The 17,706-nt window shown below is 69.9% G+C and carries 22 protein-coding genes, 2 tRNA genes and 1 other RNA gene; 12 read left to right on the top strand and 13 right to left on the bottom strand.

Annotated features, from left to right (window positions below; all coding sequences use genetic code 11):
• Positions 1–3: 3 nt before the first annotated feature.
• Positions 4–459 (bottom strand): MarR family winged helix-turn-helix transcriptional regulator, encoded by a 456-nt coding sequence (locus ACIBST_RS39970; RefSeq protein WP_397178739.1) that lies wholly within the window; start codon positions 457–459, stop codon positions 4–6.
• Between the two features lie 62 nt (positions 460–521).
• Between ACIBST_RS39970 and ACIBST_RS39965 the strand changes: the two genes are divergently transcribed.
• Together ACIBST_RS39965 and ACIBST_RS39960 are read left to right on the top strand one after the other, a co-directional pair.
• Complete coding sequence (locus ACIBST_RS39965; RefSeq protein ID WP_397178738.1) at positions 522–809, top strand: antibiotic biosynthesis monooxygenase; 288 nt, start codon at positions 522–524, stop codon at positions 807–809.
• A complete protein-coding gene (locus ACIBST_RS39960) occupies positions 806–1,648 on the top strand; it encodes an SDR family oxidoreductase (RefSeq protein WP_397178737.1) in 843 nt (280 codons plus the stop codon). The genes ACIBST_RS39965 and ACIBST_RS39960 overlap by 4 nt, the downstream gene beginning before the upstream one ends.
• A gap of 7 nt (positions 1,649–1,655) precedes the next feature.
• Here the strand turns inward: ACIBST_RS39960 and ACIBST_RS39955 are convergent, their stop codons facing one another.
• The 5 genes from ACIBST_RS39955 to upp all read right to left on the bottom strand — a co-directional run bounded on the left by ACIBST_RS39955 (position 1,656) and on the right by upp (position 5,739).
• The gene (locus tag ACIBST_RS39955; protein WP_352318450.1) at positions 1,656–2,330 is read right to left on the bottom strand and encodes a FadR/GntR family transcriptional regulator; all 675 of its coding nucleotides are present in this window, start codon (positions 2,328–2,330) and stop codon (positions 1,656–1,658) included.
• A gap of 100 nt (positions 2,331–2,430) precedes the next feature.
• Positions 2,431–3,774 carry a helix-turn-helix domain-containing protein gene (locus ACIBST_RS39950; protein ID WP_397178736.1) on the bottom strand — a complete coding sequence of 448 codons (1,344 nt, stop codon included), beginning with the start codon at positions 3,772–3,774 and terminating at the stop codon, positions 2,431–2,433.
• Positions 3,775–3,870: 96 nt separating this feature from the next.
• Positions 3,871–4,404 carry a PH domain-containing protein gene (locus ACIBST_RS39945; protein WP_189647299.1) on the bottom strand — a complete coding sequence of 178 codons (534 nt, stop codon included), beginning with the start codon at positions 4,402–4,404 and terminating at the stop codon, positions 3,871–3,873.
• Between the two features lie 261 nt (positions 4,405–4,665).
• Positions 4,666–4,890, bottom strand: a complete 225-nt coding sequence (locus ACIBST_RS39940; protein ID WP_352318442.1) for a hypothetical protein — start codon at positions 4,888–4,890, stop codon at positions 4,666–4,668.
• Positions 4,891–5,100: 210 nt separating this feature from the next.
• Positions 5,101–5,739 (bottom strand): uracil phosphoribosyltransferase, encoded by a 639-nt coding sequence (gene upp / locus ACIBST_RS39935; RefSeq protein ID WP_357973920.1) that lies wholly within the window; start codon positions 5,737–5,739, stop codon positions 5,101–5,103.
• 149 nt (positions 5,740–5,888) lie between these two features.
• On the opposite strand from upp, the gene ACIBST_RS39930 reads away from it, so the two are divergent.
• The 4 genes from ACIBST_RS39930 (at position 5,889) to ACIBST_RS39915 (ending at position 7,452) form a co-directional block, all read left to right on the top strand.
• A complete protein-coding gene (locus ACIBST_RS39930; protein ID WP_397178735.1) occupies positions 5,889–6,404 on the top strand; it encodes a tRNA adenosine deaminase-associated protein in 516 nt (171 codons plus the stop codon).
• A 19-nt stretch (positions 6,405–6,423) separates the two neighbouring features.
• Entirely contained in the window at positions 6,424–6,900 is a 477-nt protein-coding gene (locus tag ACIBST_RS39925; protein ID WP_397178734.1) for a tRNA adenosine deaminase-associated protein, read from the top strand.
• 14 nt (positions 6,901–6,914) lie between these two features.
• A complete protein-coding gene (tadA, locus tag ACIBST_RS39920; protein WP_397178811.1) occupies positions 6,915–7,352 on the top strand; it encodes a tRNA adenosine(34) deaminase TadA in 438 nt (145 codons plus the stop codon).
• 10 nt (positions 7,353–7,362) lie between these two features.
• A tRNA-Ser gene (locus tag ACIBST_RS39915) sits at positions 7,363–7,452 on the top strand.
• Between the two features lie 39 nt (positions 7,453–7,491).
• Here ACIBST_RS39915 and ACIBST_RS39910 read toward each other — a convergent pair.
• The 4 genes from ACIBST_RS39910 to ACIBST_RS39895 form a co-directional block, all read right to left on the bottom strand.
• Positions 7,492–7,827, bottom strand: a complete 336-nt coding sequence (locus ACIBST_RS39910) for a hypothetical protein (RefSeq protein ID WP_397178733.1) — start codon at positions 7,825–7,827, stop codon at positions 7,492–7,494.
• Positions 7,828–7,936: 109 nt separating this feature from the next.
• The gene (locus ACIBST_RS39905) at positions 7,937–8,233 is read right to left on the bottom strand and encodes a type II toxin-antitoxin system VapB family antitoxin (RefSeq protein ID WP_352318431.1); all 297 of its coding nucleotides are present in this window, start codon (positions 8,231–8,233) and stop codon (positions 7,937–7,939) included.
• 45 nt (positions 8,234–8,278) lie between these two features.
• A complete protein-coding gene (locus tag ACIBST_RS39900; protein WP_397178732.1) occupies positions 8,279–9,136 on the bottom strand; it encodes a neutral zinc metallopeptidase in 858 nt (285 codons plus the stop codon).
• A 53-nt stretch (positions 9,137–9,189) separates the two neighbouring features.
• Positions 9,190–10,149: a neutral zinc metallopeptidase gene (locus ACIBST_RS39895; protein ID WP_397178731.1), complete on the bottom strand. Its 960-nt coding sequence runs from the start codon at positions 10,147–10,149 to the stop codon at positions 9,190–9,192.
• An 88-nt stretch (positions 10,150–10,237) separates the two neighbouring features.
• Here ACIBST_RS39895 and ACIBST_RS39890 point away from each other — a divergent pair, with 88 nt between their 5' ends.
• Positions 10,238–10,879: a LysE family translocator gene (locus tag ACIBST_RS39890; RefSeq protein ID WP_397178730.1), complete on the top strand. Its 642-nt coding sequence runs from the start codon at positions 10,238–10,240 to the stop codon at positions 10,877–10,879.
• Positions 10,880–10,886: 7 nt separating this feature from the next.
• Here ACIBST_RS39890 and ACIBST_RS39885 read toward each other — a convergent pair whose 3' ends face one another.
• Positions 10,887–11,363: a hypothetical protein gene (locus tag ACIBST_RS39885; protein ID WP_397178729.1), complete on the bottom strand. Its 477-nt coding sequence runs from the start codon at positions 11,361–11,363 to the stop codon at positions 10,887–10,889.
• 376 nt (positions 11,364–11,739) lie between these two features.
• Positions 11,740–11,827 (bottom strand) — tRNA-Ser (locus ACIBST_RS39880).
• A gap of 107 nt (positions 11,828–11,934) precedes the next feature.
• On the opposite strand from ACIBST_RS39880, the gene ffs reads away from it, so the two are divergent.
• Together ffs and ACIBST_RS39870 are read left to right on the top strand one after the other, a co-directional pair.
• An RNA gene (gene ffs / locus ACIBST_RS39875) (signal recognition particle sRNA small type) lies at positions 11,935–12,030 on the top strand.
• 31 nt (positions 12,031–12,061) lie between these two features.
• Positions 12,062–14,395 carry a DNA polymerase III subunit gamma and tau gene (locus ACIBST_RS39870; protein WP_397178728.1) on the top strand — a complete coding sequence of 778 codons (2,334 nt, stop codon included), beginning with the start codon at positions 12,062–12,064 and terminating at the stop codon, positions 14,393–14,395.
• A 74-nt stretch (positions 14,396–14,469) separates the two neighbouring features.
• Here the strand turns inward: ACIBST_RS39870 and ACIBST_RS39865 are convergent, their stop codons facing one another.
• Positions 14,470–15,726 carry a GAF domain-containing protein gene (locus ACIBST_RS39865; RefSeq protein WP_397178727.1) on the bottom strand — a complete coding sequence of 419 codons (1,257 nt, stop codon included), beginning with the start codon at positions 15,724–15,726 and terminating at the stop codon, positions 14,470–14,472.
• A 494-nt stretch (positions 15,727–16,220) separates the two neighbouring features.
• Between ACIBST_RS39865 and ACIBST_RS39860 the strand changes: the two genes are divergently transcribed.
• Genes ACIBST_RS39860 through ACIBST_RS39850 form a run of 3 tightly spaced genes read left to right on the top strand, consistent with a single transcriptional unit; the run spans position 16,221 to position 17,696 of the window.
• Positions 16,221–16,571 carry a YbaB/EbfC family nucleoid-associated protein gene (locus ACIBST_RS39860; protein WP_125640519.1) on the top strand — a complete coding sequence of 117 codons (351 nt, stop codon included), beginning with the start codon at positions 16,221–16,223 and terminating at the stop codon, positions 16,569–16,571.
• Between the two features lie 2 nt (positions 16,572–16,573).
• On the top strand, positions 16,574–17,173 hold the full coding sequence (gene recR, locus ACIBST_RS39855) for a recombination mediator RecR (RefSeq protein WP_352318415.1): 600 nt from the start codon (positions 16,574–16,576) through the stop codon (positions 17,171–17,173).
• Positions 17,166–17,696, top strand: a complete 531-nt coding sequence (locus tag ACIBST_RS39850) for a DUF5063 domain-containing protein (protein WP_352362187.1) — start codon at positions 17,166–17,168, stop codon at positions 17,694–17,696. The genes recR and ACIBST_RS39850 overlap by 8 nt, the downstream gene beginning before the upstream one ends.
• The last annotated feature ends 10 nt before the right edge of the window (positions 17,697–17,706 follow it).

The raw sequence follows: 17,706 nt of genomic DNA, 5'->3' as shown, positions 1-17,706 counted from the left end.
CCGTCATCCCGCCGTGCCCGTCTGCCGCTCGGCGACCAGCTTGAAGACCCTCTTGAACTCCGCGTACGCCTGCTCGCCCACGGCCCGCGCGTGCGCGGCCTCCATCTCGGCGATGATCGCGTCCGACTTCGTCATGTGGTCCAGCGCCTTGTCCGTCGGCACGATCAGCTTGGCCCGCCGGTCGGCCGGGTCGGGCTGCCGCTCCACGTAGCCGAGCGCGACCAGCTCGTCCACCAGCGTGCCGATCACCTGCTTGTGCTGCCCCGACTGCGCGGCCAGGTCGGTCGCCCTGCTGCCCTCCTCGTCCAGGTAGGCCAGCACGGCGCCGTGCCGCGGCCGCAGCCCCGGGTGCCCCTGCTCGGCCAGCTTGGCGAACAGGTCGCGCTGCAGGGCGAAGAGCGTGCGCCCCGCCAGCACGCCGAGGTCCGGTTCGTCCTGCTTGCGATGACTCCTGCGCACGAGTGGCCCTCCAATTAGTCACTGATTTTGACTGTCACTGATTCTTACTATATTGTCGTGCCATGACCACGACGGTGGAACTCACCAGATTCAGAGTGTCCCCGGAACGCGCCGGCCAGTTGCTGGCGGCCCGCCCGGGCATGCTCGCCGACTTCGCGGCCGACCGCGCCGGCTTCCTCGGCGCCCGGCTGGTCCGCCTGTCCGACGACGAGTGGCTGGACATCGTCGACTGGCGCTCGGGCGACGACTTCGCCGCCTCCCGTGCCAAGGGCGCGAACCTGCCCGGCATCCAGAAGTTCTTCGACCTGATCGACGAGTTGATCTCCGCAGAAAAGGGGATATTGCGATGACCATCCTGATCACCGGTGCCACCGGCACCGTCTCCGGGGCCGTGCTGAAGTCGCTGGGCGACCTGAGCGACGTGCGCGTCCTGGTGCGCGACGCGGCCAAGGCCCCCGAGGGCGTCGAGGTGGCCGTCGGCGACCTCGACCGGCCCGCCACGCTCGACGCCGCCTTCGAGGGGGTCGACACCCTGTGGCTGCTGACCGCCATGGGCCCCCAGGCGCCCCATGCGAGCATGAACGCCCTCTGGGCGGCCCGGAAGGCGGGGGTGCGGCACGTCGTGCGCATGTCGGCCATCGGAGCCGCCCACGACGCCCCCACGCGCAACGGCCGCCTGCACGCCCTCTCCGACGTCGAGCTGGCCGCCTCGGGCCTCGACTGGACGGTCATCCGCCCGGCCTTCTTCATGCAGAACCTGCTCGGCTCGGTCGCCGGCGACACCCTCTACGGCGGCACGGGCGAGGGCCGGATCGGGCTGATCGACGTCCGCGACATCGGCGACTTCGCCGCCGCGGTGCTGCGCGACCCGGCGCCGCACAAGGGCCGCACCTACACGCTCACGGGCCCGGCCAGCATCTCGCTGGGGGAGGCGGCCACCGCCCTGACCGAGGTCTACGGCACGCCGATCGCCTACCACCCCGTCGCCCCCGACGACGCCTACCGCTCGATGCTCGACGCCGGCATGCGCGAATGGGACGCGGCCGTCACCAGGGAGTACCTCACGGCGTACTCGGCGGGCTGGGGCGACCGTACGACGACCGCCTTCACCGACGTGACCGGGCGTCCGGGCCGCAGCTTCACCGAGTTCGCCAAGGACCATGCGGCCGAGCTGCGCCCCGCCGCCTGAGGCCCGGTCAGGAGTCGGTGAGGGCGATGAGGATGTGCTCCATGCACGCGTGCCCGGCCCGCTCGGCCGCGGTGGCGTCGCCGGCGGCGATGGCGCGGGCGATGGCGTCGTGCGGGATGTAGCTCTTGTTGAACGACGTGCCCGCGGCCGTGATGCTGGCCCGCAGAGCCGCCGAGAAGTCCTCGTAGAGGTCGATGAGCACGAGATTGTGGGTGGCGTGCGCGACCGCCATGTGGAAGGCGAGGTCGGCCTCGACGAAGAAGTCGGGGTCGTCCAGCTCCCAGGCGCGGTCGCGTTCGGCCAGCGCGGCCTCGATGCGGCGGATGTCCTCGTCGGTACGGCGGGTCGCGGCCAGCCGGGCGGACTCGACCTCCAGCGCGCGCCGCACCTCAAGGATCTCCAGCTGCTCGGCCTGGCGCAGCCGGCGCAGCATCGCCCCAGACAGCTCACTGGTCGCCCGGACGTAAGTGCCGTCCCCCTGACGGCACTCCAGCAGCCCGGCGTGCGTCAACGCGCGCACGGCCTCGCGAACGGTGTTGCGTCCCACTCCGAGCTGCTCGGCGAGCACGGTCTCGGTGGGGATCTTGCCGTTCATCTGCCACGACCCTGAGGTGATCTGCTCCTTGAGCTGATCGATCACCTGGTCGACGAGCGAAGCCCGCTGCGCCGTACGCAGACTCACAGTCCGCCTCCTCCGGGGAAACCAATCATCCTATGAGTCAATGACTGGTCGACCCTAATTATTCCAGACTCAAAAGTCCAAATCTGGAGCTCCCGGAGGTTCAGTGCGCGACCGTGGCTTCGACCGTCACCCCTGCCAATGCGGAGCGAACTCCGGCAGCTTCAAGGGCTTTACGATATGCGGCCGTCTGCTGTGCTCTTGCCCCGGCCCTGCCATAGAGGTCACCCAGCTCGCGCCAGCAGCGGGCGGCCTGCCTGTCGGACCCGAACACCGGACGGTCGAGCGAGTCGAGCAGCTCGTGCGCCGTACGGAGCTGCGTCGTGGCACTGCCGTCGAGGTCGAGCGCGACGGTGGCGAGCACCAGGTTCGCCTCGGCCGGCGTGGTGCCAGAACCGTCGTGGGCCAGCCCCAGCGCCGTGGTGGCCAGCTCGGCGGCCCCCGTCTGGTCGCCCGCCCGCAGCCGCACCCGAGCGTGCGCGACCAGGCTCTCGCCGTGCTCGCGGACACTGCCGGGGGAGGACGCGAAGGCCCGCGACGCGGCCGCGGCCAGCCGCTCGGCCTCGTCGAGCGGCGCGGTGACCAGCCTGGACCAGTGCATGGCCGCCCGCGCGAGCTGCAGCGCGAGCCGGGCCTGACGACCGGCCATGATGGCGTCGTCGGCCAGGCGCACGGCCAGCGCGGAGTCCTCGCCGGCGGCGGCGGCGGAGCTCGCCTGCCACAGGGCGTGGATCTCCTCGGAACGGTCCATAACTTCAGGAACGCCGCTGTTGTCCAGCACCCGCTTGACGTACTCGAGCTCGGGGGAGTCGCCCTGACGCTCGCTGCGCGCCTCGACCAGAGCGGTGGCCAGGTCGACCGCGATCTCGCCCTGCGAGATGGACAGCCGCTCGGCCTGCTCCAAGGCGGCCGCGGCCAGGTCACGGGCCCTCAGCCGGTCGCCGGCCCGCTGGTAGCAGCGGCTCAGCGCGATCGTGAGCGGCAGGTCGGCCAGGCGCTCGGGATGCGCGGCGGCCTCCCTGCGCAGCCGTTCGAACGCCTCGACGGCCTGGCCGAGACGCCCCTGGACCTCCAGCGCACGGGCCCGGCCGAAGCGGGCGTGCGCGGTGAGCATGGCGTTCTCCTCGTCGGCCGCCTTCACGATCTCCGTGAAGCGGTCGGCCGCCACCGCGGGGTCGCCGTGCTGAAGCTCCAGCTCGGCATGGCGAAGACCCAGCTCGGTGTCGATGCGCTGCCGCGGCTCGATGCCGTGCAGGAGGAACTCGGTGGTGCATCCCAGCCGCTCGGCGAGGAGGCGGGCCACGACAGGAGTCGGCGTGCGCTTGCCCGACTCGATGAGCGAGACATAACTGTCAGACAGGTCGGGTCCGGCCAACTGGGCCTGGGACATCCGCCTGTTCAGCCGCAGTCCACGGACGCGGTCACCGATGGTTCCCTGACTCGGCATCTCATCTCTCAAGGCGGGGAAGGGTCAACAACACGCAATGATTGCATGAAGTAGCCGAATCTGGTATCCCCGCGTGAAGAATTTGCCACGCTGAGATTAATCGTCGCTCTCGTCCTTGCTGGGGAAAAGCATCTGGCAGACCTCCAGGTAGAGGGTCTCCGGATACGGAATGTACTCGACCGTTGACAGAGCCTGGTCCTGACCAGCGGACTCGAGGATGAACTCGCCGTAACCGAGCATGCGGCCCAGGAGAGATCGCTGGAAGCTCATGTCGGTGACCTTGCCGAGCGGCATCATCGCGACCTTGCGCGTGATCAACCCGGTGGTGAGCAGCATCCGCTTGGACGTCACCACAAAGTAATCGACCGACCACTCCGCGACTTTCCACACGAAGCGCACGAGGAGCAGCAGCCACAGCCACCACACCACGACGAGCGCCGTGCCGCCGGACTCCCCTCCACCGAAGAACTTGCTGAGGAGCCCGGCGATGACCAGGCCGCCGAAGACCTCGGCGACCGGGCGCAGCAGCACGGCGGGATGACGCCGCACCATGATGACCTGTTGTTCGTTGGGGAGGAGGTAGCGGTTGACCGACGACGGAGCAGAGTCCCCGTGGGTCACCAGTCTCATGCGAGGTTGTTCACAAATTGGGCCAGAGAGTCGGCCGCGTTGAACACCGTGTCGAACGCCCCCTTCACCGCGTCTGCGGCATCAGCTGGTCGTGCGAACAGGTAGTACGCCACAAATGCGATACCACCGTATGTGAGGACTTTTTTGACCTGCACTGTCGCCTCCGTGCCACTAACCCACTCCACCCGCCGTATACATTACCCACCCGGTAGCCGGGGTAAAGGTAACTTGGCGGGTTAGTTTTGATCTTGCTTAGCTTGCTCAGCCACGTTCGCTGGCGACCAGCGCCAGGACGTGAAGGTGCTTCCGGGCGATGCGCTCCACAAGGCTCGGATGCGCATAGCCGGTGACCTCCAGCGCGCCGTAGTGCGCTGCTTCCACACAGCGCGTTACGGTGGTGGAGGAATGCACGCCGGCGAACTCGTCGCGCAGCGCGGCCTCGACCTCCGCGTACGGGGTCGGGTCGGCCTCGGTGTGCTCGCTCATGCGCCCTCCTGTGCTGGTCGCATGAGACGGGGCGCCGCTGTTGCCGGTCGCTCGCTCGTTCACGAGGACTCCTCGGCTCCGGGCATGTCGCTCATCGTGCTTCCCCCACGCGCATGCGGAAGTTCCCTTCCTGTCTCTTCGTACCCACCCAACCACAGTATGTAACGAAGTGACGACCCAGCGTAAGGAGAAGGGGAGCCGATGGAAGGGTCAGACCACGCCGTAGAGGCGGTCGCCGGCGTCGCCGAGGCCGGGGACGATGTAGCCGCTCTCGTTGAGCCGCTCGTCGAGGGCGGCGGTGACAACGCGGATGGGCTTGCCGGAGTTGGCGAACACCTTGTCCATGTACGCCAGGCCCTCGGGGGCGGCCAGCAGGCAGATGGCCGTGACGTCGACCGCGCCCCGGTCGAACAGGAACTGCACGGCGGCGGCGAGCGTGCCGCCGGTGGCGAGCATCGGGTCGACGACGAAGCACTGACGCCCGGACAGGTCGTCGGGCAGGCGGGTGGCGTACGTCTCGGCCTGGAGGGTGGACTCGTTGCGGATCATGCCGAGGAAGCCGACCTCGGCGGTGGGCAGCAGCCGGGTCATGCCGTCGAGCATGCCGAGCCCGGCCCGCAGGATGGGCACGACCAGCGGCTGGGGCTTGGCCAGGCGCACGCCGTGGGCGGGGGAGACCGGGGTCTGGACGGTGACGTCGGTGACCCGGACGTCGCGCGTCGCCTCGTACGCCAGCAGCGTCACCAACTCGTCCGCGAGCCTGCGGAAGGTCGGGGAGTCGGTGCGGACATCGCGCAGCGTGGTGAGCTTGTGGGCCACGAGCGGATGGTCGACGACGAGGGTTTCCATAGGGCCCAACGGTATCCGGTGGACGGAGTGGTGGCATCCCGGGCCTTTGGTTTTGATCACAATTTGGTCGGAGAAGCACACGCCGCGTGGCCTGTTCTGGAACGATTGGGGTCTGGTGCGAACCTGTCGTGTCAGAGGCTCGGGTGGGGATGGCGATGACAGACGAAGATGCGCTCGACTTCGCCATAGTGATTTACCGCGAGGACGAGCGGTGGCACGCTGAGCTGCTGCCCGTCACGCTCACGTCCGACCTCCAGGGCCTGATCCAGGCCCTCAGGCAGCAGCCGAGCGAGAGCGGCACCATCGGCCTGGTCGCGGTGGGCGACGAGTTCTTCGTGGCGCTGCGGGTGCTCGGCGACCGCGTCGACGTCTTCCTGTCCGACATCGCCGCCTCCTGGGACTTCCCGCTCGCCCGCGAGGTGCTGCACTATCTCGACGTGCCGGTCCCCGACGAGGAGGAGCTCGACGAGATCCTCCAGGACGAGGAGACCGTGCTGCCGGCGGGAGATCTGTCGATCTTCGCCGATCTCGGATTGGACGAGATGGAGCTGGGCATCCTCTCCGGCGACATCGATCTCCTCCCCGAAGATGTGCTGTCCAGCATCGCCGCGCGGCTCGGCTTCTCCGAGCCGTTCGAGCGTGCCATCGAATCGGTCTTCGGCTGAACCCCCCTGGAGTGCGGGCATGGCGTCCAACACCTTCTCTGCGGCTTTTGTCAGGACTTCCGACGGCTGGACCGGCGCAGAGGTCGATCTGCGCGACGCGGAGATCGTCGACGACTTCGGTGACGCCGTCATCGAGACGCTGGGCCTGACGGGCGACGAGCTGGCCCTGCTCTGCGTCGAGGTCGAGGACGAATGGTTCGCCATCGCCCGCTACCGGGGCGAGGACGAGCCCCGGGTGTTCCTGTCGGACGTGCACGCGATCACCTCCAACAGCATGGGCGAGCTGTTCGCCGAGTTCGCCGGAGTGGCCCCCGACAAGGAGGGCAACGGGCTCGGCGTGCGTCCCGCCGGTGACTTCGAGCTGCTCAGCGACCTCGGCGTGAGCTCGGAGGAGCTGCTGGAGCTGAGCATGGAGGAGGGCCTGCTGCCCGCCGACATCCTCTCGGTGATCGCCGAACGGCTGTCGTTCGCCGACGAGCTCGACCGGTTGCGTTGACCCACGAGGAAGCGATGCGCCTGGCCCTGGCCGAGGCCGTCGCGGCCGGCGGCAGGGGCGAGATCCCCGTCGGCGCCGTCGTGCTCGGCCCGCTGGGCGAGGTGCTGGCCGCGGCCGGCAACGACCGCGAGTCCGCCGCCGATCCCACCGCGCACGCCGAGGTGCTGGCGCTCAGGCGGGCCGCCGCGCTGCGCGGGCAGTGGCGGCTGAGCGGCTGCACGCTGGTGGTCACGCTGGAGCCGTGCACGATGTGCGCGGGCGCGTCCGTGCTCGCCCGGGTCGACCGGATCGTGTACGGCGCCGTCGACGCGAAGGCCGGCGCCGTGGGCTCACTCTGGGACGTCGTCCGCGACCGCAGGCTCAACCATCGGCCCGAGGTCGTCATGGGCGTTCTGGCCGAAGAATGCTCCGCCGTCCTCAAGACGTTCTTCGCTACTCGGAGAATCCGGTAAGCTCGTCCGCGGTGGTGTCGCCTAGTGGCCGAGGGCGCACGCCTCGAAAGCGTGTGATGGGGCAACTCATCCGTGGGTTCAAATCCCACCACCACCGCCAGCGGGCCTCCGATGACCTCGGAGGCCCTTTTCTTTTGCCTCAGGGCTGCTGGGTGGGCCCGTCGGCCGGCGGGTTCAGGTTGAGCTGGACGTCCGGCGGGCTGTCCTCGACGACCTGCGTCTGGACCGTCTCCCCGCCGCGGGTCTCCGGACGGCCGTCGTCGGTCAGGACGAAGAACAGCGCCCCGCAGGCGCTCAGGAGCAGCAGCGGCAGCCCGATGGCCAGCAGCACGATCAGGTTGCGATTGTCGAGCGGCCCCGGCTCCTCGAAGTACTCCTGCGCCGGCGGCTGCGCGTAGTGGGACGGCTGCGAGTAGTAGGACGGCGGGCCGTATCCGGGTGGCGGCCACGACCCGTGTGGCGGTGGATACGACACGGCATTCTCCGAATGATGTTGAAAGACGCGGACGTGACACACGGCACGTCGATCAGGTTGGCACATGAAAAAGGGAGCCGCGAATGGCGGCTCCCTTTTCCGGCGCGTTTCAGTTGGGCAGATCCAGGACCCTGGCGTGCAGGATCGACCGTTGGTGCAGGGCCGCGCGCAGGGCCCGGTGGAGGCCGTCCTCCAGATAGAGCTCGCCCTGCCACTGAACCACGTGCGGGAACAGGTCGCCGTAGAAAGTGGAGTCCGCGGCGAGCAGCGAGTGCAGGTCCAGCATGGCCTTCGTGGTGATCAACGAGTCGAGCCGGACCTGCCTGGGAGGGATCTGCGCCCACTCTCGGTTCGTCAGACCGTGTTCGGGATAAGGGCGTCCGTCGCCGACGAGCTTGAAGATCACCCACCTCATTTTAGGAGAGAATTCGACCTGCTGCGTTGTCGAGAGCTATCGGCCCAGCTCAGACTGTTCACAGTCGCCCGGCCGGCCGTTTTGGTAGCCGCGCTGGAAGGCGTTGACGCGTTGCTCGGACGAGCCGTGCGTAAACGATTCGGGGTCGATTCTGCCGCTCGTGCGTTGCTGGATTCTGTCGTCGCCCACGGCGGCCGCGGCGTCGAGGGCCTCGGCGATTTCCGTCTGGGTGAAGGGCTTTTCGTAGAAGCCGGTGCGGACGGCGTTGTGCGCCCAGACGCCCGCGTAGCAGTCGGCCTGGAGCTCGACGGGGACCGAGCTGCCGGTGTCCGACTGGAGTGCCCCACGCAGGTCCTGGACGTGATGGCCGTACTCGTGGGCGATCACGTACGCCTGGGCGAAGGGGCCGCCCTTGGCGCCGAACTGGCTGTGGAGCTGGTCGAAGAAGCTCAGGTCGAGGTAGACGCGCTGGTCGCTCGGGCAGTAGAACGGCCCGACGGCGGAGCTGGCCGCGCCGCAGCCGGTACGGAGGCTGCCCGAGTACAGGATCGTCTTCGACGTCCGGTAGTCGGGGATCTCCTGCTTCCAGTAGTCCTGGATGCTGTTGACCACGCCGACGACGCGGCACTTCTCCGACTGGTCGGCGTCCTTGCCCGTCTTGCACTCCTCGGCGAGTTTGGCCGGGGGCTGCTTCTGGGCCGGCTCGGCGTCGCCGCCTCCGCCGCCCAGGTTGTTGAACACGAACACCAGCACTAAGGCGATCAGGCCGACGATGCCGCCGCCCCCGAGGACCATGCCGCCGGGGAATCCGCCGCCCGAGAACCCGCCGCCACCGCGACCGCCGACGTCCTCGACCTGCGACGAGTCGAGGTTGACGTCGTCCTTGAAATCCATATCTGACGTCCCTTCTGGGTGCTGCCCGCTAGAGAGCTTCCCCAGGAGGGCGCCTAGATGCCACCCGAGAAGGTGTCACATCTGTCCGGGAGGCCGCTGTCGTACCCGACGCTGAACCACTTCTCGCGTTGCTGCGAGGTGCCGTGGGTGAACGCGTCGGGCGTGACGCGGCCCTGCGAGCGGCGCTGGATGCTGTCGTCGCCGACCGCCGCGGCGGCGTCGAGTGCCTGGTTGATGTCGGCCTGCGAGAACGGCTCGCGGTAGAAGCCCGTCTTGACCGCGTTGTGCGCCCAGACGCCGGCATAGCAGTCGGCCTGCAGCTCCAGGCGCACGGACGCGCTGCCGGCGCCCGGCCTGCTGTTGTTGCCGACCTTGTCCATGGTGCCGAGCAGGTTCTGGACGTGGTGGCCGTACTCGTGGGCGACCACGTACGCCTGGGCGAACGGGCCGCCCTCGGCGCCGAAGTCGCGCTGGAGCGTGTCGAAGAAGGCCAGGTCCAGGTAGACCTTGCGGTCGCGCGGGCAGTAGAACGGGCCCACGGCCGAGTCGGCGGGGCCGCAGCCGGTGTTCACGGCCCGGGAGAACAGCACGGTCTTGGCCGGGGTGTACTGCTGGTCGCGTTCCTTGAACTCCTGCCGCCAGTAGGACTGGATGCTGTTCACCGTGCCGACGATCCGGCAGTCCTCCGACTGGTCGGCGTCGGCGCCCGTACGGCAGCGCTCGGCCAGGTTGCCGCTGGGGGAGAGCTGGCCGGGGGCGCTCGGGTAGCGTCCGCCGCCCTGCTCGCCGCCCTCGTCGCCGCTGAACGGCGTGGGGGCGAGCTTGAACAGGAACAGACCGGCCACCGCGAGGACCAGCAGCAGGCAGCCGCCGCCCCGGCCGCCGATGGGCAACATGCAGCCGCCGCCCGGCATCCCGCCCCAGCCGCCGCCGCCCCGGCCGGGCTGGGAGCCGGAAGCCCGGACGTCCTCGACCTGTGAGGGGTCGAGTGGCGCGTCGTCGTCGAACTGCATGTCCTGTGTCATCCCCCGTAGTCGGGTGATTACGCAAGGCAATATACGGACCTGTGATTTTCTGCGATTTGTCAGCTAATCTGCCGCTATGACGGGTGGCTTGGTGGGGATCGCGCTGGTGTCCCTGGGCATGGTTCTGACGCCGGGACCGAACATGATCTATCTGGTCTCCCGCTCGATCAGCCAGGGGCGTCGTGCCGGGCTGATCTCGCTGGTCGGCGTCGCGCTGGGGTTCATGGCGTACCTGACGGCGACGTGCCTCGGGCTGACGGCCGTCTTCGCGTACGTGCCGGTGGCCTACACGGCGCTCAAGCTGGCCGGGGCCGCGTACCTGCTCTGGATGGCCTGGAACGCGGTCAGGCCGGGCGGCGCCTCGGTCTTCCAGCCGCGCGAGCTGGCGGTCGAGAGGCCGCGGAAACTGTTCGCCATGGGGCTGCTCACCTGCCTGCTGAACCCCAAGATCGCGATCCTGTACCTGTCGCTGCTGCCGCAGTTCATCGACCCCGCCATGGGACACGTGCTGCTCCAGAGCCTCGCGCTCGGCTCGGTGCAGATCGCGATCGGCACGCTGGTCAACGCGCTGATCGCGATCTCGGCCGGCGGCCTGGCCGCCTTCCTCGCCCGCCGTCCGGTGTGGCTGCGGGTGCAGCGGTACGCGATGGGCACCGTGCTCGGCATCTTCGCCGTACGGATGGTCGCCGACCGTTCCAAGGCGCTCGTACCGGCCTGAACGGGCTCTACTGGCTCACCTGGGCCCTGAAGCGCTCGTGGGCCGCCTGCTTGGAGATCCCCATGGCCTCGCCGATCTCCGCCCAGGAGGCGCCGTTGTCCCGCGCCCCGGCGACGGCCTGGTCGAGCAGCGTCCGCTGCCAGCTCTCCACCTGGGACAGCAGGGTGAGCGCGGCCAGCGGCCGATCGGCCGCGAGCTTGACGACCTGCTCGCACAGCAGGTTCGACCTGGTCACCAGCCAGCCGGGCGGGGCGGCGGCGAGCAGCGGCGGCGTGTGCCTGCTCCACCACCGGTACTCCGCCTCCTTGGCCCCCTCCGGCGTCGCCGGGTACCGCCGCCGATCGGTCCAGCCGCACGAACAGGCGGCCAGATACCCCACGAACGTCCTGGTGAAGGCGCTGGACGACGAGGCCGGCTCCCCGTCGGGCAGAACGGGAGCGACGAAACCCTCGTGCCCCGGAAGATCGGCAGTGCTCAAGGTCATAACCGTCAAGATATCCTGACGATTCCAGTCCCCGCCACTCTTTCGGGATCTCCTGGCATCTGGAAGGGCGCCTGACGCAGCGCTTCGACGAAGGCGGGCAGACGGTCGCCGAGCCTGGCGGGGGAGCTGGAGGAGTAGGAGAGCTGGAGCCCGATCAGTCCGTCCACGTCCCATGTCAGCCGCCGGCTGAACACCCGGGACTCCAGGCTGCTGAAAGGCGAGGCGGCGAGCACGTCGCGGTGGGGCTCGCCGGTGCCGTGGAACGAACGGGCGGCGGTCCTTTACGACCCGGACCGTAGACCTGCCGGTCGAGGCGCCATAAGGCGACACAAAGCCAGAAGGGCCATGCCGTTGACCTGGCATGACCCTTCAGAACTGGCGGAGGATAGGGGATTTGAACCCCTGATAGGTTGCCCTATACACGCTTTCCAAGCGTGCGCCCTCGGCCACTAGGCGAATCCTCCGCCGACGAGCTTACCGGACTTCCGGCACTGCGGTGACCGCGATTTTTCCAGGACATGCTCAACCCCGAACCGTGGAGCGAGCACTGCTGAGGCCGGTTAGACTGTCCAGGGACCCCTCGCGCGGCGTCATCCTGTGAACCTCCCCAGGGCCGGAAGGCAGCAAGGATAAGCGGGCTCTGGCGGGTGTGCGGGGGGTCTCTTCGTTGAGAGCCCCCTCGCAGGCGGGATGGTCGCATGAGCCTTGCGCTTTACCGCAAGTACCGACCCGGGACCTTCGCCGAGGTCAAGGGTCAGGAACACGTCACAGATCCGCTGCGACAGGCGTTGCGTACGGGCCGCATCAACCACGCGTACCTGTTCAGCGGCCCCCGCGGGTGTGGCAAGACCTCCAGCGCGCGCATTCTCGCCCGCTCCCTCAACTGCGAGCAGGGCCCGACGCCCGACCCCTGCGGCACCTGCGAGTCGTGTGTGGCGCTCGCCCCGACCGGCCCCGGCCACCTCGACGTCATCGAGATCGACGCGGCTTCCCACGGTGGCGTCGACGACGCCCGTGACCTGCGCGAACGTGCCTTCTTCGCGCCCGTGTCGGCGCGCTACAAGATCTACATCATCGACGAGGCGCACATGGTGACCCGCGAGGGTTTCAACGCGCTGCTCAAGCTCGTCGAGGAGCCTCCGCCGCACCTGAAGTTCATCTTCGCGACGACCGAGCCGGAAAAGGTCATCGGCACCATCAAGTCGCGTACGCACCACTACCCGTTCAGGCTGATGCCGCCGGCGACGCTCAAGGCGCTGATGGAGGAGATCCTCACCTCCGAGAGCGTGCCCTTCGAGCCGCCCGCCCTGCCGCTGGTCGTCCGCGCGGGCGCCGGGTCGGCCCGTGACTCGCTCTCCATCCTCGACCAGCTCCTCGCCGGGGCCGAGGACGACGGCATCACCTACGCCAAGGCCGTATCCCTGCTCGGCTACACCGACGGCGACCTGCTCGACGAGGTCGTCAACGCGTTCGCCGCGCGCGACGGCGGCCAGGTGTTCCAGGCGGTCAATCGGGTGATCGAGGGCGGCCACGACCCGCGCCGCTTCGCCTCCGACCTGCTGGAGCGCTTCCGCGACCTGGTGATCCTGGCCAACGTGCCCGAGGCGGCGTCCAGCGGGCTGCTCGACCGTCCCGCCGACGAGCTGGAGCGGCTGGTGGGGCAGGCGTCCTCGATGGGGCCGGCCGAGCTCACCCGTGCGGCCGAGATCTTCAACGCGGGGCTCACCGAGATGCGCGGCGCCACCTCGCCGCGGCTGCTGCTCGAACTCATGTGCGCGCGCGTGCTGCTGCCGGGCGCCTCGCAGGGCGAGGCGTCCCTGCTCGCCCGGCTCGAACGTCTGGAGCGCGGCGGCACGGTCGCGCAGATGGCCTCCAGGGCGGGCGCGGTGACGATCCCGCGTCCGGCTGCCCCGGGCGGCGGTCACGACGTGCACGTTCCCGTCGCGTCCCCGGCCGTCTCCGTCGGTACGGCGGCGCCGGTCGGCGGCGACGCGGCGGTTCCTGAGCCTGCGACGCCCGCCGGGAGCAACGGTTCCGCCGCCGCTCAGGGGCCCGCGGGCGGAGGGGCCGACGACTGGCCCGAGCCCGTACGTCCCGGCTCGGCCGCGGCTACGGCCTCCGACGCGCCCGCACCCGTCGCCCAGGCGCCCGCCGCTCAGGCGCCCGCGGCAACAGGCCCGGTCGCGGGCGGGGCGGGCGGCATGCAGCAGCAGTGGCCCGCCGTGCTGGCCGCGCTCAAGCAGCGCAGCATCGTGGTCTGGGCCAACGTCAGTACGAACGCCCAGGTCGTGGGCGTCGAAGGCAACCTGGTCACGCTCGGGTTCAGCCAGGTCGGCGCGATGAAGAACTTCACGGGCGGCGGCAAGGACGCCGTCGTGGCGACCGCGCTCGGCGACGTGCTCGGCGGCACCTGGCGGGTCGAGGCGGTGGTCGGCGGCTCTCCGGCGCCCCAGGCCACCCGCGGCCCCGCGCGCCAGCAGCCGCCGTCGGGCGGCCACGGCGCCCCCGTCCCTCAGGCGGCCCCGGTCGCGAGCCAGGCGACGACCAGCCCGCAGGGCGGGGCGGGCGTCCAGGCGACCTCCCAGGGGCGGTCCGGCTCGCACGGCGGCTCCCAGGACGACCAGGGCTCCCAGGACCCGGGCCAACCTCCGGCCGCCGCGTCCGCGCGCCCGACCACCGACGAGTCGTGGCCCGACGCGCCCGACGACCTCAGCCCCGGTTCCCCGCCGAGCCCCGACCCCACCCAGACCGTGACCGCCCGGCAGCCCGCCGCCGCGCCGGTCGGGGCGGGGCTGGCCGCCGCGCGGTCGGCCGCCAAGGCGGCAGCCCAGGCGGGTCCGCGCACCCCGGCGTCGCGCGCGGGGGGCACGGCGGCGTGGCCGAGCGCGATCCCGGGCCGCGACAAGGCCGCCGACGCCGACGACGTCGACCCGCTGAACGACGCGGACGCCGACGTCGACGCCGTCTCCGGCATGGCCCTGCTGCAACGCGAGCTCGGCGCCCAGGTCATCGGCGAGATCGACCACACCTGACCGAAGCCCCCCTCCGGCCGAGGCCGGGCTGAGGTCAGGGGAAGAGCCGGGCGCGGGCGGCGGCTAGACGGTTGTCAGGGGAAGAGTCGGGCGCGGGCGGCGGCCGAGCGGGGGTCCGTCGGCGGCAGGGCCGACAGGCGTTCCAGGATCTGGTAGTCGTCGCGGCCGTTGGGCGTCTGGGCGTAGGTCCACAGGTCGTCGGGCGAGCCGTGGCGCAAAAGGCACGCGCGTACCTGGGCTTCGAGCTCCTCGCGTTCGCGCCGGATGTCCGGCGACTCCGAGCGCGGCAGGAGCGGCCCGGGATAGGCGCGGGCCAGCGCGGCGGTGTCGCCCGAGTCGAGAAGCCGGCGAACGCCGAGGAAGTCCGCCTCGACCGGGCAGACCAGCCGGTACGGCTTCGCCGCCAGCACCTCCCCGAGCTGACCGCGCAGCCGGTGGATCTCGGCCCGGATGGTCACGGGGTTTCCGTCGTCGCCGTAGAGGTGGAACGAGAGCTGGTCGGCCGACAGGCCCTGGGGATGCAGCGCGAGCAGGGCCAGGATCTCGGCGTGGCGCAGCGAGAGCGGACGCGGGCGCTCGCCCAGGTCGGCCGTCGGGGTGCCCTCGCCGAGACAGGTCAGCCGCAGGGTGGGCGGCGTCGCGGACGGCGTGTCGCGCAGGAGGTAGCCGTCGCAGAAGGGTTCGAGGAAGGCGACGCTCCCGTCACGAAGGATCATGCGCTGGCCGGACAGGGGGAGGCGGGCGCCGAGCCGGCCCATGGGATCGCCCGAGATGACCCGGCCCGTGGGCGAGAGCAGGATGCCGCCCCGGTTGCGCAGCGACTCGTAGCGGCGGCGCAGGCGTTCGTCGCGCTCGTGCATCCGTACGGCGAGCTGCGACTCGGCGAGCTTGGCGGTCGCGCTGACCAGGGCGACGGTCGCCGGATGCAGGGACCGCGCGATGCCGCTGACGTCGACGCAGCCGATGACGTTGCCCGACTCCGGATCGCTGATCGGCGCCGCGCTGCACGACCAGACGTGCAGCACCCGCATCAGGTGTTCCTCGGAGTAGACGTGCACCGGCCGGCCGGTGGCCAGCGCGGTGCCGATGCCGTTGGTGCCGGCCATGCGCTCGCCCCAGTGATGGCCGTCAGCCAGGCCCACCTGGTCCGCATCGCGCAGGATGCCGCCTTTGCCCTCACGCCAGAGCACTCGTCCGTCACGGTCCGTGACGATCATGACATGCTCGGCCTCGTCTGCCAGGCCGGAGAGCGTCTGGGCGAGCAGGGGCAGCAGCGGCCGCAGCGGATGAGCCTCGCGGATCTCGACGACGTCGGCGGACTCGCAGACCAAAGGGGCGCTGCGGCCATCCGGGTCGATCCCCGCCGCGAGCGAGCGCCGCCACGAGGCCGTGATCAGGGTGCGGGGCGAATCGGGCGAGCTCTGCCCGGTAGCCGCCGCTTCGTGTGCTCCGCGTAGAAGACGGGAGTACGCATCGAGATGGCCGTAACTCATCGGTCACTCCAAGTAGTCAACAACGAGCATCCGTCCTGGCGGCGATATGCGCAAGCCGTTCAGGGGGATTGCGTAGGGTGATTGAATGAACGCAACGTGTGTGCAACGTTGGGCGCACTAGCGTTCCGAAACACGCGTCGGCGTGGTGCGGCCGCTCCGTCCGACGTGATGGCCGGGTCTCGGACACTGGAGGGGGGCCGAGATCCGGCCATGACAAAGGTCCGTGACGAATGCCTGGAGGGAAACATGGGGAGCCCTCCCAGTACATGACGCCGCCCAAACACCGTAGGCTCGTGGCAGTCAAGAACCGGAGCCACGAGGAGCGCACGACGGTGAACCCAGGGGATGTCAACCTGCAGCAGCTGCTGGAGCAGGCTCAGCTCATGCAGCAGCAGCTTGTGAGCGCCCAGCAGGAGCTCAACGACGCGCAGATCGAGGGCTCGTCGGGCGGCGGCATGGTCACTGCCGTCGTCAACGGCTCAGGTGAGCTGCTCGAACTCAAGATCGACCCGAGCGTGATCGACGCGGCCGACCCGCAGGACACCGCCGACACGATCGCCGACCTGGTGATCGCGGCCGTCCGCGACGCGGTGCGCGCCGCCGCCGACCTGCAGCAGGAGAAGCTCGGCCCGCTCGCCCAAGGTCTGGGCGGCGGCGGACTCGGACAGCTGCCAGGGTTCTAGGCATGTACGAAGGGGTCGTCCAGAACCTGATCGACGAGCTCGGCATGCTGCCCGGCGTCGGTCCGAAGAGCGCGCAGCGCATCGCGTTCCACCTGCTGGCGGCCGATCCGGCCGACGTCAGGCGGCTGGCGCACGCGCTGCTCGAAGTCAAGGACAAGGTGCGCTTCTGCCGGGTGTGCGGCAACGTGGCCTCCGAGGAGGAGTGCCGCATCTGCCGTGACCCGCGGCGCGACACGCACGTCATCTGCGTGGTCGAGGAGTCGAAGGACGTCGTGGCGATCGAGAAGACGCGCGAGTACCGCGGCACGTACCACGTGCTCGGCGGCGCGATCAGCCCGATCGACGGCATCGGCCCCGACGACCTGCGCATCCGCGAGCTCATGACGCGCCTGGCCGACGGGCGGGTCACCGAGCTCATCCTCGCCACCGACCCCAACCTCGAAGGCGAGGCGACCGCTACCTACCTCGCCCGGCTGGTCAAGCCGATGGGCATCAAAGTGACACGACTCGCCAGCGGCCTGCCGGTGGGCGGTGACCTCGAGTACGCCGACGAGGTGACCCTGGGCCGTGCTTTCGAAGGACGGAGGCTCCTGGATGTCTGATATGTGGGATGTGCTCGCCGAAGAGATCGCCGCGCACGCGCAGAACTACGTCGACGGCCTGACCAGGGTCGCCGGCGGTGAGGGCGGCGACGCGATCTGGTCGCTGCTCCTGGTGGAGGTCGCGCAGGTGAGCCTGGCCGGCGCCAAGCTCGGCGCCAACCGCGACGTGATCCTGTCGGGCAACTACGAACCGCCGATGAGCGAGGACCCCGACATCGACGGCGTGCGCACGGCGCTGGCCGAGCGGCTGGAGGCGGTCGACGACTACGCCGAGGTGTTCGACCCGTACAAGGACACGTCGGTCACGCCGTACCGGCTGTCGGACGACCTGACCGCGGTGGCCGCCGACCTCATCCACGGGCTGCGTCACTTCCACGCGGGCCGTCCGCACGAGGCGCTGTGGTGGTGGCAGTACTCCTACTTCAACACCTGGGGCAACCACGCGGGCGCGGCGATGCGCGCGCTGCAGGCCCTCGCCGCGCACTCGCGGCTCGACGTGGCGGAGGAAGCCACCACCGTGTGATGATCATCCA

The organism is Nonomuraea sp. NPDC049684 (genome assembly GCF_044465345.1).
In the GTDB taxonomy this organism is placed as follows: domain Bacteria; phylum Actinomycetota; class Actinomycetes; order Streptosporangiales; family Streptosporangiaceae; genus Nonomuraea.
Note: the sequence above shows the minus strand (reverse complement) of the source record. Positions and strands in the feature narration are given on the sequence as shown.

Coding starts and splice junctions, on each gene's coding strand:
- ACIBST_RS39965 (WP_397178738.1), top strand. CDS start 522: ATGACCACGACGGTGGAACTCACCAGATTCAGAGTGTCCCCGGAACGC.
- ACIBST_RS39960 (WP_397178737.1), top strand. CDS start 806: ATGACCATCCTGATCACCGGTGCCACCGGCACCGTCTCCGGGGCCGTG.
- ACIBST_RS39950 (WP_397178736.1), bottom strand. CDS start 3,774: ATGCCGAGTCAGGGAACCATCGGTGACCGCGTCCGTGGACTGCGGCTG.
- ACIBST_RS39945 (WP_189647299.1), bottom strand. CDS start 4,404: ATGAGACTGGTGACCCACGGGGACTCTGCTCCGTCGTCGGTCAACCGC.
- ACIBST_RS39940 (WP_352318442.1), bottom strand. CDS start 4,890: ATGAGCGAGCACACCGAGGCCGACCCGACCCCGTACGCGGAGGTCGAG.
- upp (WP_357973920.1), bottom strand. CDS start 5,739: ATGGAAACCCTCGTCGTCGACCATCCGCTCGTGGCCCACAAGCTCACC.
- ACIBST_RS39930 (WP_397178735.1), top strand. CDS start 5,889: ATGGCGATGACAGACGAAGATGCGCTCGACTTCGCCATAGTGATTTAC.
- ACIBST_RS39925 (WP_397178734.1), top strand. CDS start 6,424: ATGGCGTCCAACACCTTCTCTGCGGCTTTTGTCAGGACTTCCGACGGC.
- tadA (WP_397178811.1), top strand. CDS start 6,915: ATGCGCCTGGCCCTGGCCGAGGCCGTCGCGGCCGGCGGCAGGGGCGAG.
- ACIBST_RS39900 (WP_397178732.1), bottom strand. CDS start 9,136: ATGGATTTCAAGGACGACGTCAACCTCGACTCGTCGCAGGTCGAGGAC.
- ACIBST_RS39895 (WP_397178731.1), bottom strand. CDS start 10,149: ATGCAGTTCGACGACGACGCGCCACTCGACCCCTCACAGGTCGAGGAC.
- ACIBST_RS39890 (WP_397178730.1), top strand. CDS start 10,238: ATGACGGGTGGCTTGGTGGGGATCGCGCTGGTGTCCCTGGGCATGGTT.
- ACIBST_RS39885 (WP_397178729.1), bottom strand. CDS start 11,363: ATGACCTTGAGCACTGCCGATCTTCCGGGGCACGAGGGTTTCGTCGCT.
- ACIBST_RS39870 (WP_397178728.1), top strand. CDS start 12,062: ATGAGCCTTGCGCTTTACCGCAAGTACCGACCCGGGACCTTCGCCGAG.
- recR (WP_352318415.1), top strand. CDS start 16,574: ATGTACGAAGGGGTCGTCCAGAACCTGATCGACGAGCTCGGCATGCTG.
- ACIBST_RS39850 (WP_352362187.1), top strand. CDS start 17,166: ATGTCTGATATGTGGGATGTGCTCGCCGAAGAGATCGCCGCGCACGCG.